Consider the following 11,820-nt stretch of genomic DNA (forward strand, 5'->3'; position numbering starts at 1 on the left):
GGGCCCTTCCTTACCGCTCAGGCGCGGGTGAAGACCAGCGCCACGTTGTGCCCGCCGAAGCCGAACGCGTTGTTCAGCGCCGCCGGGATCTCCAGGTGACGTGCCTTGTGCGCGACCACGTCCAGGGTCAGCCTCCCGTCCGGGTCGTCCAGGTTGATCGTCGGCGGGATCACGCCGTCCCGGATGGACAGGATGGTGGCGATCGACTCCAGCGCGCCGGCCGCGCCGAGCAGGTGCCCGGTCATCGACTTCGTGGCGGTCAGCACCGGGTGGTCGCCGACCGCCTTCCGCAGCGCGCCGATCTCCAGGATGTCGCCGATCGGCGTGGAGGTGGCGTGCGCGTTGACGTGCACGATGTCGGTGGGGGCCAGGTCCGCGTCGGTGAGCGCCCGGTTGATGGCCCGGATCGCGCCCTCCCCCTCGGCGTGCGGCTGCACCATGTCGTACGCGTCGGAGGTGATACCGGCGCCGGCCAGGCGCGCGTAGACCCGGGCGCCCCGGGCCGCGGCGTGCTCGGCACTTTCCAGGACCACCACACCCGCGCCCTCACCGAGCACGAAGCCGTCCCGCCCGGTGTCCCACGGCCGCGACGCCCGCTCCGGGTCGTCGTTGCGTGTGGACATGGCCCGCATCGCGGCGAAACCGGCGATCGGCAGCGGGTGGATCACCGCCTCGGTGCCACCTGCCACCACCACGTCGGCCCGGCCGGCGCGGATGATGTCCATCCCCAGCGCGATGGCCTCCGCGCCGGTGGCGCAGGCGCTGGCCACGGCGTGCACCCCGGCCTTCGCGCCCAGCTCCAACCCGATCCAGGCGGCCGGACCGTTCGGCATCAGCATCGGCACGGTGTGCGGGGACACCCGGCGTGGCCCGGACGCCTCCAGGATGTCGTCCTGGGCGAGCAGGGTGGTGGCGCCACCGATGCCCGAGCCGACGCTGACCGCCAGACGTTCCGGGTCCAGCCCGGCGTCGGCGAGCCCGGCGTCGGCCCACGCCTCCCACGCGGCGATGACGGCGATCGCTTCCGAACGGTCCAACCGGCGCAGCTTCACCCGGTCCAGCACCTCGGTCGGGTCAACCGCCAGCTCGGCGGCGATCCGCACCGGCAGAGGCTCGGCCCACTCCTGGGTGAGCGCACTCACCCCGGAGCGGCCGGCGAGCATGGCGTCCCAGGTGGACGCGACGTCCCCGCCGAGCGGGGTCGTCGCGCCGAGCCCGGTGACGACGACGTCGGGGCGACTCATGGTCAGGACTGCGCCTCGATGTAGCTGACGGCGTCCCCGACGGTCTTGAGGTTCTGCACCTCGTTGTCCGGGATCTTGACGCCGAACTTCTCCTCGGCCGCCACCACGACCTCGACCATGGAGAGCGAGTCGACGTCGAGGTCGTCGGTGAAGGACTTCCCCTCGGCCACGTCGTCCGGGTTCACCCCGGCAACCTCTTCGAGAATCTCGGCGAGGCCGGCGGTGATCTCGTCACGGGTCATTGCGGTTGGTTCCTCTCATCGGGGGTTACCGGTGGCCGGCGTCGCCGGCCACCCGCCTCGGCGCGTTCACGCCGGAGGGGGTCTCAGGGGCAGCGCACGACCTGACCGGCGTAGGTCAGGCCGCCGCCGAAGCCGAACAGCAGCACCGGGGCGCCCGCGGGCACCTCGCGCCGCTCGACCAGCTTCGACAGGGCCAGCGGGATGCTCGCCGCCGAGGTGTTGCCGGACTCGGCGATGTCCTTCGAGATGATCGCGTCCGGGATGTTCAGCCGCTTGACGATCCCGTCGATGATCCGGGAGTTGGCCTGGTGCGGCACGAACGCGGCCAGCTCCGACGGCTGCACCCCGGCGCGCTCGCAGGCCTGCAGCGCGAGGGGGGCCAGCGCCGTGGTGGCCCAGCGGAACACCGACTGCCCCTCCTGGGTGATGTACGGCTGCCAGCCCTCGATCCGGACCGCGTCGCTCTTCTCCGGCGCGGAACCCCACACGACCGGCCCGATTCCGGCAGGCTCACCGTCGGCGGTCGCACTCACCACCGCCGCGCCGGCCCCGTCGGCGAAGATGATGCACGTCGAGCGGTCGGTCCAGTCGGTGAAGTCGGAGAGCTTCTCCGCGCCGACGACGATCGCGTTGCGCGCCGCGCCGGCCCGGATCGCGTGGTCCACCGTGCCCAGCGCGTACGCGAATCCGGAGCAGGCGGTGTTGAGGTCGAACGCCGCAGGGGCGTGGATGCCCAACTTGGCCGCGACCCGGCAGGCCACGTTCGGGCTGCGGTCCACTGACGTGCAGGTCGCCACCACGACCATGTCGATGTCGGAGGCGTTGAGGCCGGAGTTGGCGAGGGCCTTGCCGGCGGCGGCGGCGGCCATGTCGGCGACGGTCTCGTCGGCCGCGATCCGGCGGGTCACGATGCCGACGCGGTCCCGGATCCACGCGTCGTTGGTGTCGACCATCTGCGCGATCTCGTCGTTGGTGACCACGCGCGAGGGCTGGTAGTGCCCCATTGCGACAATCCGGCTGGCGGCCATCTAGTGCGTTCCTCCGATGCGGACGAGGGGCTGGCCCGGGGCGACCGGGGCGTCGTGGTGCGCGAGCCACTCGGTGAGCAGCCCGCTGTGGTGCGCGGTCACCTCGACCGGTCCCTGCCCGCCGGTGACGTGGCCGAGGAGCTGACCGGCGCGTACCTCGGTGCCCTCGGCCAGCCTGGTCGCCGGGGTGAGGCGACCGGCGGCGGGGGAGACCACCACCCGGAACCAGGGCGCCGGGAGGTGGGCGGCGGGGCCGGCGTGTCGGGCGACCAGGCTCCGCGCGGCGGGCAGGTCGTCGGGGGTGTTCAGGGTGACGATCTCCGGCGCGCCCTCGCCCTTGAGCTCCCGCTTGACCAGCCCGGCCAGCGTGCCGGCCGGCGGCAGCTCGATCACGCCGGTGATGCCGAGGTCGGCCAGGGCGCGTACGCACAGGTCCCACCGGACCGGGGCGGTCACCTGCCGGACCAGCCGCTGCACCGTCTCCCGGCCGTGCCCGACCGGTGCGCCGTCCAGGTTGGAGAGCAGGATCCGGGTCGGGTCGGCCGTGGTGACGCCGGCCGCGACGTCGCCCAGGGCGGCCGAGGCCGGGGCCATGTAGGGCGTGTGGAACGCCCCGGCGACCTGGAGCCGGACGACCCGGGTCCGGGCCGGCGGGTCGGCGGCGAACTTGTCCAGGGCGGTGAGCGCGCCGGCGGCGACGACCTGACCGGCCCCGTTGCGGTTGGCCGGGTGCAGTCCGTGCGACTCCAGCGCGGCGAGCACCTCCGCCGGGTCGCCGCCGAGCAGGGCGGCCATCCCGGTCGGTTCCAGCGCGCAGGCGGCGGCCATCTCCCGTCCGCGTACGCCGGCGAGCGTCACGGCGGCCTCGGCGGGCAGCACCCCGGCCAGGACGGCGGCGGCCAGCTCGCCGACGCTGTGCCCGGCGACCAGCCCGACGTCGTGCATCGGCAGGTGCTCGGCAGCGAGCAGCGCGGCGGCGACCAGCAGTGGTTGGGTGCGCGCGGTGTCCCTGATCTCGTCCGCGTCCGCGCGGGTGCCGAGGTGGATCAGGTCGACGCCTGCCGATGCCGACCACCAGCGCAGGCGGTCCCCGGCGCCGTCGAGGTCGAGCCACGGGGTGAGGAAGCCGGGCTTCTGCGAACCCTGTCCAGGGGAAAGTACGGCGAGCACGTATACGACTCTGACGGATATTCGTGGGTCGCGCTGTAACGCACGGCACGAAACCGCACTAGAACCTTTGGAGGAAAGCTACAAAGATCGACGGTGTTCGTGCCCGCCCGAGGGTGTTCTCCGCCCCGTTGTGCCCCCTGTCTGGGTCGGCACCGACGCGACTGCCGGCACCACCGGGTCGAGCCGACCGACAGTCAACGCGACCTGCAACGCGAAGGCGTCGCGCGGGCCGAGCGGCGAGAAGCCGGTCACCTCCGCGATCCGCTTCAGTCGGTAGCGCACCGTGTTCGGGTGCACGAACAGCGCCCGCGCCGCGCTCTCCAGGGTGCCTCCGGCGGCGAAGAACGCGTCGAGCGTCGGCAGCAGCTCACCGCCGGAGCGGGCCAGGGCCGCGTACACGTCGTGGCGCAGCCGGCGGCGGGCCTCGGTGTCGCCGGCCAGGGCCCGCTCCGGCAGCAGTTCGTCGGCGGCGACCGGGCACGGCGCGGTCGGCCAGGCCGGGGCCGCCCGGAACCCGGCGAGCGCGGCCCGCGCGGATTCGGTGGCCTCGTCCAGGCTGGGCACCGCCGGGCCGACCACCACCGGCCCCGCACCGAAGGCGGTACGCAGCTTCTCGGTGGCCGCGACCGGGTCGGCCGCCCCGCCCAGCACGATGACCAGGCGGTCGCCGTGCACGCCACCGATCACCTCGACACCGATCCGCCGGGCCTGCCGGTAGACGGTGTGCAGCACGGCCGCCACCTCGCCGCCGGGCGATCGGCCCACCGCGACCGCCACCGGCGGCGCGTCCGACCAGCCGAGCGCGGCGGCCCGGCTGGCCAGTACGTCCGGGGAGTCGCCGCGCAGCAACGCGTCGACGAGCAGCGCCTGCAACCGGGCGTCCCAGGAACCGCGGCTCTCCGCGGCCCGGGCGTAGACCCGGGCGGCGGCGAATGCGATCTCCCGGGAGAAGCGCAGCACCGCCTCCCGCAGCGACTGTTCCTCGCCCGGCACGGCCAGCTCCGAGACCTGTTCCTCGACCACGTCGATGGTCACCTTGATCAGGGACACGGTCTGCTGGAGGCTGATCGAGCGGGCCAGCGCCTGCGGCGCGGCGGCGAACACCTCGTCGGACACCTCCTGCGTCCGGTCGGTGGCGCCGCCGCCCTGACGCAGCCACTGCACCAGGGATCGCACACCGGCCTGGGCCACGAGCGTCACCCAGGAGCGCTGGTCGGCGGGCAGGTCGCGGAACCACCGCAGCGTCTCGTCCATCCGGGCGACGCTGGCGGTGGCCAGTGCGCCGGCGGCCCGTTCGATGCGGCGTAGCGTCGCTGACGTCTCCGTCCCGCCCGGTTCACTCACCGCACCAGCCTGACATGCCCTGACCAGCGGATCCCCCGGCAGGGGGCGGGACGGTGGCGGTGGGGCGATCTCCACCGGCACGCGCTGGTGATCTCGTCGTGCCGGGCCAGTACGGTGTCAGGGCGCGCCGGGCCGCTCCGGCCGGCGGGCGACGGGCGAAGGTGAGGAGACCGGGATGCCGCACGGGGAGGGCGAGCACGGCTGCGCCCAGGGCGACCCCTGCCGACTGGGTCACGAGGGAACGGCCACGCACCTGCGCCGGCACGGCCTGAGCCATCCGGGTGAGCAGGCTGCCGGCCGGGCGGTGGAGCGCGCCGAGGACGAGGCCGGGGTGCCGCGCCAGCGTGGTGTCGAGCCGGCGCATCCGGCCGTCGAGCCGCCACCGGCGCGGGGCTGCCGCAGTGACCTGGCCGGTTGGGCGGGGGCGCACCAGCACGGGGCGGTCCGCCCGCGCAGCCGCGCGACACGCCGGGAGCGGCCGCCGCGCCGCTGGTGCTGACCCCGGCCACCACCGGTGCGTGGGGTGGCCGCCGGGGCCGCGCCGCGGCTCAACGGGTGCGGCGGCGCACCAGGAGGGCGATGCCGGCGAGCCCGGCGGTGATGATCAGGACGACGCCCACGTTGAGCAGCAGCAGTCGCTGAAGGTCGCCGAGCGCGGTGTCGAGGTCGCCCGCCGGGTTGAGTGCCTCCTCCGGCAGGACCCGCTCGCCGCCGCCGATGCCGCCGGAGAGCGTGTCGAACTGCGGTGCCAGCGGTACGCCGACCGACCGCAGCGTCTCGGACATGTTGAGCCGTCCGAAGAACCAGCCGGCGCGCAGCTCGCTCTGGTCGGGCTGCTTGGCCGGCCGGTAGATCCGGGGGCCGCCCTTGGCCAGCGGGAACAGGTCGTAGGTGTTCTTCGCCTTGTCGCCGGCCAGCACGACCACCGTGTACTTCGGGCCGAGGTCGGCAGCCGACGGCCCTCGCAGTTGACCGGTCGCGCCGAGCCACCTGACCTGGTCGATCACCAGGTTGACCTGGGCGGCGTCGGCCTCCGCACGCAGCCGCAGCGGCTCGCCGAGCCGGTCGCCGGTGATGTCCACGCCGGCCGGGAGGGGCTTGGGCTTCGGCGCGGCCTGGGCCGCGGTGGCACCGGTGAGGGCCAGCGAACATGCCACCGCCGCGGTCACCGCCGTCAGCAGCCTTGTCACCCGTCGGACCATCGCCGCCTCCTCGCCCCGTTCGATGGCTGGCTTCCGCTGCAGGTCACACTGAATCGTGCCCACCACAAAGACTCCGCGGAACGACGCCTGGTTGCAGCTGGTGGAAGAGTATTTGGAACTATCTGCGAGCTGAGACCGACCAATGAACGGCCGAAGATCATCGGCCGGATCTTACCCGGATGGAGGAGTTCATGGGGGGCAGGGTCGACCGTGCGACGCGTACCTGGTTGGTTCTGCTCGGGGTGGTGGCGGGGGCGACCCTGCTGCCGGCCGCGCCGGCCGCCGCGCACAACTCGCTCACCGGCAGCGAGCCGCGCGACGGGGCCCGGCTGGCAGCCGCCCCGCAGCGGATCGAGTTGCGGTTCCTGGCCACCCCGAAGGAGGCCACGACCACGGTCACCGTCACCGGGCCGGACAACGCGGCCGCGACCGCGGGCGCACCGACGTTCTCCGGCAAGCGGGTCAGCGTGCCGTTCCGGGCGGGTCCGGCCGGGCTCTACACCGTGACCTACCGGCTCGCGTCCGACGACGGCCACCCGGTCAAGGGGGAGGTCCGGTTCACCCTGACCACCGGGACCACGGCGTCACCGGCCGCGACGCCCACCGGTGCCGCGCCCACCCCGGCGCCCACCAGTGCCGCACCGGCGCCCGCGAATCCGTCCTCGGCCGCCGGCCAGGGGGACGACGACGCGGGTACGGGCTGGTGGTGGGCGGGCGGCGCGGTGGTGGCGCTGGCCGTCCTCGGCGGTGCCGTGCTGCTGCGTCGCCGCGCCGCCCCGACGTGACACGCCGCGCCGGGCGGTCGGCTCAGACCAGGCGTACGCGGGCGGCGCGCAGCCGGGTCAGCGTCCGGTCCCGGCCGAGCACCTCCAGCGACTCGAACAGCGGCAGACCGACGGTGCGCCCGGTGACCGCGACCCGCACCGGCGCCTGGGCCTTGCCCAGCTTCAGCCCGCGCTCCGCGCCGACCGCCTCCAGCGTGGCCTTGAGCGTCTCGGCGTCCCAGGACTCCAGCGCCTCGAACGCGACGATCGCCGCGTCCAGGAGGTCCGCCGCGCCCTCCTTCATCGCCTTGGCCCAGGCGCCCTCGTCGATCAGCGGATCGGCCAGGAACAGGAAGTCGACGTTCGGCACGATCTCGCTGAGCACCGCGATCCGGGTCTGCGCGAGCGGGGCCACCGCGGCGAACGCGGCCGGGTCGAACTCGTCCGGCTGCCACGGCGGCGGGGCGATGGTGTCGGTGCCGGTGAGCCACGGCTGGCACGCGGCGACGAAGTCGTCCACCGGCAGCGCCCGGATGTAGTCGCCGTTGAAGGCGCGCAGCTTCTTCTCGTCGAAGAACGCCGGGGAGGGGTTGACCTCGTCCAGCCGGAACTCCTCCTCGATCACCGACCAGGGCACGATCTCCCGGTCGCCCGACGGCGCCCAGCCGAGCAGCATCAGATAGTTGCGCATCGCGTCGGCGAGGTAGCCCTCGTCCCGGTACGCCTCCAGCGCGACCTTGTCCCGGCGCTTGGACAGCTTCTGCCGCTTCTCGTTCACCACCACCGGCACGTGCGCCCAGATCGGCGGCTCGGCCCCGAGCGCGTTCCAGAGCAACTGCTGCTTCGGGGTGTTGGGCAGGTGCTCCTCGGCCCGGATCACGTGGGTGATCCCCATGCTCATGTCGTCCACCACGTTGGCGAGCAGGAACACCGGGGAGCCGTCGCCACGGGCGATGACGAAGTCCTCGATCAGCTTGTTCTCGAACGTCGGCTCGCCCCGGACCAGGTCGACCACCACGGTCTCGCCCTCGTCCGGGGTGCGGAAGCGCAGTGCCCGGCCCTCGCCCGCACTCAGGCCCCGGTCGCGGCAGAAGCCGTCGTAGCCGCGGTGCTGCGGGCCGGTACGCGCCTGCACGTCCTCGCGGGCGCAGTCGCAGTAGTAGGCCCGGCCGCCCTCGTGGAGCCGCTGCGCGGCGGCCCGGTGCTCACCGGCGTAGGAGGACTGGAAGTAGGGGCCCTCGTAGCTGCCTCGGGCGATGCCGATCCAGTCGAGGGCGGACAGGATGCCCTCGGTCCACTCGGGGCGGTTGCGGGCCGCGTCGGTGTCCTCGACGCGCAGCACGAACACCCCGCCCTGCTGCTTGGCGAAGATCCAGTTCTGCAGTGCCGAGCGGGCACCGCCGACGTGGAACATACCGGTCGGGGAAGGGGCGAAGCGTACACGTACCGTCACGCCCACAGCCTACGGCGGACCGCCACGGGTTTCCGGCAGGGGGCCGGGTCAGGGCACCGCCTTGATCTTCACGACCAGGGCGCTGCCGAGCAGGGTGACCACCGCGGTGACCGCGTACAGCGTCGGGTAGCCGCCGAGGTGCACGACGATCGGGGCGGAAAGCGCCGGCCCGAGCACCTGCGGTGCGGAGTTCGCGATGTTGATCACGCCGAGGTCCTTGGCGCGGTCGGTGGCGGTGGGCAGCACCTGGGTGATCAGCGCGGCGTCCACCGCCAGGTAGACGCCGTAGCCCGCGCCGAGCAGCAGCGCGGCGACGATCGCCATCGGCCAGACCGGAGCCACCGCGAGCAGCACCGCCGCCACCGCCATGATCAGCCCGGAGGTGATCACGAAGATCTTGCGCCGGCCGGAGCGGTCGGAGAGCCGCCCGGCGACCACCGCGGTGAGCATCATGCCCAGCGTGTAGAGCAGGATCAGCACCAGCAGGGAGCCCTCGGGGTCGGCCACCCGCACCCCGTCGGTGAGGAAGTAGAGCAGGTAGAGCGTGCCCAGCGCGTTTCCGGTCTGCACCAGGAACCGGGTGAACCAGGCCCAGGCGAAGTCGGGGTGGCGGCGCGGGCTGATCCACATCGAGGCGAACAGCGCGCGCACCCGCAGCGGCGACCGGTGCTCCCGGGGCAGCGGATCGTCCCGGGTCAGCAGCGCGAACGGCAGCGACAGCAGCAGCACGGCGAGTGCCATCGCCGCGTACCCGGCCGCGTTCCCGGTCACCACGGCGGTCACCAGCACCGCGCCGAGCACCAGGCCCAGCGCCTGCGGGATGCCCACCCAGCCGGACACCCCGCCGCGCTGGGCCACCGGCACCCGGTCCGGGATCGCGGCGGTGAGGCTGGCCAGCATCGTGTTGAAGCAGACCTGCGCGGCCACCCAGGCCACCGCCACCCCGGCGATGCTGCTCTGCCGGGCCAGCAGCACCAGGGACACCGCGCCGACCACCGCGCCGCACGCGGTCCAGACGTGCCGGCGGCCGAAGTGCCGGTTGGCCAGCCGCAGCGAGGTGCGGTCCGACAGCGCCCCGGCGAGCGGGTTGGCCAGCACCGCGGCGAGCGCGCCGAGGCCGGTGACCACCGCCAGCATGGCCTCCTTGTCGGCCGGGGCGATCCGCTCCACCTGCTGCGGCAGCAGCACCTGGATCGGGGTGAAGAACGCCATCCAGACGCCGAGGTTGGCCGCGAAGATGAGCGCGATCCAGCCGCGCCGCACCGGGACCGTCGGTTCGGCGAGCGCCGCCGGCAGCGAGGCCGGCGTCGGGTCGACCGTGGTCATCGCCGGACCAGGTCCCGGAACCAGGCGTACGACGACTTCGGGGTACGTCGCTGGGTGGCGAAGTCGACGTGCACCAGGCCGAAGCGCTTGGTGAAGCCCTGCGCCCACTCCCAGTTGTCCAGCAGCGACCAGACGAAGTACCCGGTCACCGGCACGCCGACGGTGATCGCCTCGTGCACCGCGCGCACGTGCCCGTCGAGGTACGCGATCCGCTCCGGGTCGTGCACCCGCCCGTCGGCGTCGGGCGCGTCGTCGTACGCGCAGCCGCTCTCGGTGATCTGGATCGGCGGCAGGTCGTCGCCGTAGCGTTCGTGGAGCTGGAGCAGCAGCTCACGCAGCCCGCCCGGGGCCACCGGCCAGTCGAACGCGGTACGCGGGTAGCCGGCCAGCGGCACGATCTCGAACGGCAGCGGCGAGTCCGCGCCGGGCGCGCGTACGCCCGTGGGGTTGTAGTAGTTGACGCCGAGCACGTCGATCGGGGCGGCCAGCACGGCCAGGTCGCCGTCGCGGACCGCCGCCGGGTCGAGGCCGGGCGCGGCCGGGTAGCCGCGACCGAACAGCGGGTCGGTGAACAGGCGGTTGTGCAGCGCGTCGTACGCGGCGGCGGCGGCGCGGTCGGCGTCGGTGTCGCCGGCGGCCCGCACCGGGGAGTAGTTGTTGGCGATCGCCACCGGCGCGGTGGTGCGGGCGCGCAGTGCGGCGACCGCGAGGCCGTGTCCGAGAAGCTGGTGGTGGGCCACCGGGAAGGCGTCGAAGAGCAGTGTCCGACCGGGTGCGTGCTCGCCCAGGCCGTGCCCGAGGCTCATGTGGATGAACGGTTCGTTGAGCGTGATCCAGAGCTTCACCCGGTCGCCGAGGCGGGTGGCGGTCAGGTCGGCGTACTCGGCGAAGCGGGCGGCGGTGTCCCGGTTGAGCCAGCCGCCGGCGTCCTCCAGCGCCTGCGGCAGGTCCCAGTGGAACAGCGTGGCGACCGGGTCCACCCCGGCGGCGAGCAGCCCGTCCACAAGCCGGTCGTAGAAGTCGAGCCCGGTGGCGTTGGCCGGGCCGGTGCCGGTGGGCTGTACGCGCGGCCAGGCGATGGAGAACCGGTACGCGGACACGCCCAGTCCGGCCAGCAGCGCGGTGTCCTCGGCGTACCGGTGGTAGTGGTCGCACGCCTGGTCGCCGGTGCTGCCGTCGTCGATGCGGCCGGGGGAGTGGGCGAACGTGTCCCAGATGGACGGTCCCCGGCCGTCCACCGTGGTCGCCCCTTCGATCTGGTACGCGGAGGTGGACACTCCCCAGCGGAATCCGGTGGGGAGATCGGGCATCGGCGTGGTCGTCATTCGCCCTCCCGGACACGAAGCGTGTTCGCGACTCTAGGGCTCCCGTGGCCGCCGCGCCATAGGCCGGGAAGCGCTGATGCCGCAAGGGCTTTCGGCGTGTCTTTTCCGAACCCGTCCGCTTAAGTCCGATTTACACATAGAGTGCCAAATATCGCGGATGTGATTTAAGTGGGGGAAAGATACTCATGATCCTCGTGGAACGCAGCACACACGTGGCGGCGCCGGTGGAAGTGGTCTGGGATGTGGTGCAGCGCGCCGAGCAACTGCCGGCGTGGCTGGCCGGTGTCCGGGCCGCCGAGGTTCTCTCCGGGGAGGGATTCGGACGGCGGCAACGGGTCCAGGCCGGACGCGGCGCCGCACACGAGGCGGAGGTCATCGCCTATCAGGAGCCGACGCTGATCGGCTGGCGCGAGCGGGCCAAGGGCGCCGGCGCCCGCGCCGAGGCGCGTACCGAGATCTACGTCCAGCTGACCTCGGACGAGGAGGACGGCGGCACGGTCGTCCGGCTGATCGTCGTGCGCTGGCCGGCCGGCCCCGTGAAGGCAGCCCTGCTCCGGCTCGGCCTGCGGCGGGTCGGCGCCGACCTGGAGGACTCGCTGGCCCGGCTGACCGACCTGGCCGCCGTCGGCTGACCGAGCCCGTCCCGGCGTCGCCCGCGAAGGTGATGGTCCGGCGTCCCCGCCAGGGGTGCCGGGCCATCGGCGCCCGTACCGACGGCGGAG

Annotated in this window: 12 protein-coding genes; 3 read left to right on the forward strand and 9 right to left on the reverse strand. The window is 73.5% G+C overall.

Annotation, left to right across the window (positions count from 1 at the left end; translation table 11 throughout):
* Window positions 1–17 precede the first annotated feature (17 nt).
* The 5 genes from fabF to ACLQ2X_RS16300 all read right to left on the reverse strand — a co-directional run bounded on the left by fabF (window position 18) and on the right by ACLQ2X_RS16300 (window position 5,109).
* A complete protein-coding gene (gene fabF, locus ACLQ2X_RS16280) occupies window positions 18–1,244 on the reverse strand; it encodes a beta-ketoacyl-ACP synthase II (protein WP_425681863.1) in 1,227 nt (408 codons plus the stop codon).
* Between the two features lie 2 nt (window positions 1,245–1,246).
* Window positions 1,247–1,486 (reverse strand): acyl carrier protein, encoded by a 240-nt coding sequence (locus ACLQ2X_RS16285; protein WP_007072348.1) that lies wholly within the window; start codon window positions 1,484–1,486, stop codon window positions 1,247–1,249.
* 83 nt (window positions 1,487–1,569) lie between these two features.
* Window positions 1,570–2,514, reverse strand: a complete 945-nt coding sequence (locus ACLQ2X_RS16290) for a beta-ketoacyl-ACP synthase III (RefSeq protein ID WP_425681864.1) — start codon at window positions 2,512–2,514, stop codon at window positions 1,570–1,572.
* Entirely contained in the window at window positions 2,515–3,684 is a 1,170-nt protein-coding gene (locus tag ACLQ2X_RS16295; RefSeq protein ID WP_425681865.1) for an acyltransferase domain-containing protein, read from the reverse strand.
* Window positions 3,685–3,762: 78 nt separating this feature from the next.
* Window positions 3,763–5,109 carry a PucR family transcriptional regulator gene (locus ACLQ2X_RS16300; protein ID WP_425681866.1) on the reverse strand — a complete coding sequence of 449 codons (1,347 nt, stop codon included), beginning with the start codon at window positions 5,107–5,109 and terminating at the stop codon, window positions 3,763–3,765.
* 94 nt (window positions 5,110–5,203) lie between these two features.
* Between ACLQ2X_RS16300 and ACLQ2X_RS16305 the strand changes: the two genes are divergently transcribed.
* Window positions 5,204–5,527: a hypothetical protein gene (locus tag ACLQ2X_RS16305; protein ID WP_425681867.1), complete on the forward strand. Its 324-nt coding sequence runs from the start codon at window positions 5,204–5,206 to the stop codon at window positions 5,525–5,527.
* A gap of 49 nt (window positions 5,528–5,576) precedes the next feature.
* Here the strand turns inward: ACLQ2X_RS16305 and ACLQ2X_RS16310 are convergent, their stop codons facing one another.
* Window positions 5,577–6,230: a hypothetical protein gene (locus ACLQ2X_RS16310; RefSeq protein ID WP_425681868.1), complete on the reverse strand. Its 654-nt coding sequence runs from the start codon at window positions 6,228–6,230 to the stop codon at window positions 5,577–5,579.
* Between the two features lie 191 nt (window positions 6,231–6,421).
* Here ACLQ2X_RS16310 and ACLQ2X_RS16315 point away from each other — a divergent pair, with 191 nt between their 5' ends.
* A complete protein-coding gene (locus ACLQ2X_RS16315) occupies window positions 6,422–7,015 on the forward strand; it encodes a copper resistance CopC family protein (RefSeq protein WP_425681869.1) in 594 nt (197 codons plus the stop codon).
* A 22-nt stretch (window positions 7,016–7,037) separates the two neighbouring features.
* On the opposite strand, the gene gltX is transcribed toward ACLQ2X_RS16315, so the two are convergent.
* The 3 genes from gltX to ACLQ2X_RS16330 are packed head-to-tail and all read right to left on the reverse strand — an operon-like array spanning window position 7,038 to window position 11,098.
* A complete protein-coding gene (gene gltX / locus ACLQ2X_RS16320; protein ID WP_425681870.1) occupies window positions 7,038–8,447 on the reverse strand; it encodes a glutamate--tRNA ligase in 1,410 nt (469 codons plus the stop codon).
* 48 nt (window positions 8,448–8,495) lie between these two features.
* Complete coding sequence (locus ACLQ2X_RS16325) at window positions 8,496–9,773, reverse strand: MFS transporter (protein ID WP_425681871.1); 1,278 nt, start codon at window positions 9,771–9,773, stop codon at window positions 8,496–8,498.
* Window positions 9,770–11,098 (reverse strand): GH1 family beta-glucosidase, encoded by a 1,329-nt coding sequence (locus ACLQ2X_RS16330; RefSeq protein ID WP_425681872.1) that lies wholly within the window; start codon window positions 11,096–11,098, stop codon window positions 9,770–9,772. Before ACLQ2X_RS16330 ends, ACLQ2X_RS16325 begins: the two co-directional genes overlap by 4 nt.
* A 185-nt stretch (window positions 11,099–11,283) precedes the next feature.
* Between ACLQ2X_RS16330 and ACLQ2X_RS16335 the strand changes: the two genes are divergently transcribed.
* The gene (locus ACLQ2X_RS16335; RefSeq protein WP_425681873.1) at window positions 11,284–11,730 is read left to right on the forward strand and encodes an SRPBCC family protein; all 447 of its coding nucleotides are present in this window, start codon (window positions 11,284–11,286) and stop codon (window positions 11,728–11,730) included.
* The last annotated feature ends 90 nt before the right edge of the window (window positions 11,731–11,820 follow it).

Origin of the sequence: Micromonospora sp. DT31 (genome assembly GCF_049841795.1) — a bacterium.
In the GTDB taxonomy this organism is placed as follows: domain Bacteria; phylum Actinomycetota; class Actinomycetes; order Mycobacteriales; family Micromonosporaceae; genus Micromonospora.